This is a genomic window from Holdemanella porci (assembly GCF_019052655.1).
Taxonomy (GTDB): Bacteria; Bacillota_I; Bacilli_A; order Erysipelotrichales; family Erysipelotrichaceae; genus Holdemanella; species Holdemanella hominis.
The window spans coordinates 1-548 of sequence record NZ_JAHQVB010000161.1; the positions used below are offsets into that span (position 1 = coordinate 1).

The following is a 548-nucleotide window of genomic DNA, read 5'->3' on the forward strand; positions in this document are numbered from 1 at the left end:
AAAAAAAAAAAAAACATTGCATCGATTTCTTCTTGGCTAAATCCTAAAAGGGCACCGTTAAGGTACACATTCTCTCGACCGGTCAGTTCAGGATTGAAACCAACGCCAAGCTCAATGAATGAGACCAGTTTCCCGTCAACAGAGATTGAACCTTGATCCGGCATATAAATGCCCGAAATCAACTTCAACAGTGTCGATTTTCCGCTTCCGTTTCGACCGACAACGCCAAAGAAATCCCCTTCTTTGACCTCAAAGTTGATATCGCGCAGCACATGCTGCATCTTGTATCCGCTAATTCCTTTAGTCCAGTTGATAACGGCCTGTTTCAGGCCTGACGCCTGCTCCGTCGGCAACCGAAATGATTTGGCTACGTGCTCAACTTTCAGCACAGTCTTACGATTGTCCATCGTGCCCTCTTGTGCGTTATTCATCACAGCACCTCCGCGAATTTCTGACTGTACTTACGGAATATATGAATACCCAACCATAGGATAAAGAAAGTCAAGGCAACAGGGATGAGACGAATACCCCAGTTGCTGATCTCCTTA

General features: G+C 45.4%; 1 protein-coding gene. It reads right to left on the reverse strand.

Annotation, left to right across the window (positions count from 1 at the left end; translation table 11 throughout):
* The coding region (locus tag KTQ83_RS11945; protein ID WP_217285063.1) for an ABC transporter ATP-binding protein at positions 1-431 on the reverse strand (431 nt) is incomplete at its 3' end.
* Positions 432-548: the final 117 nt, after the last annotated feature.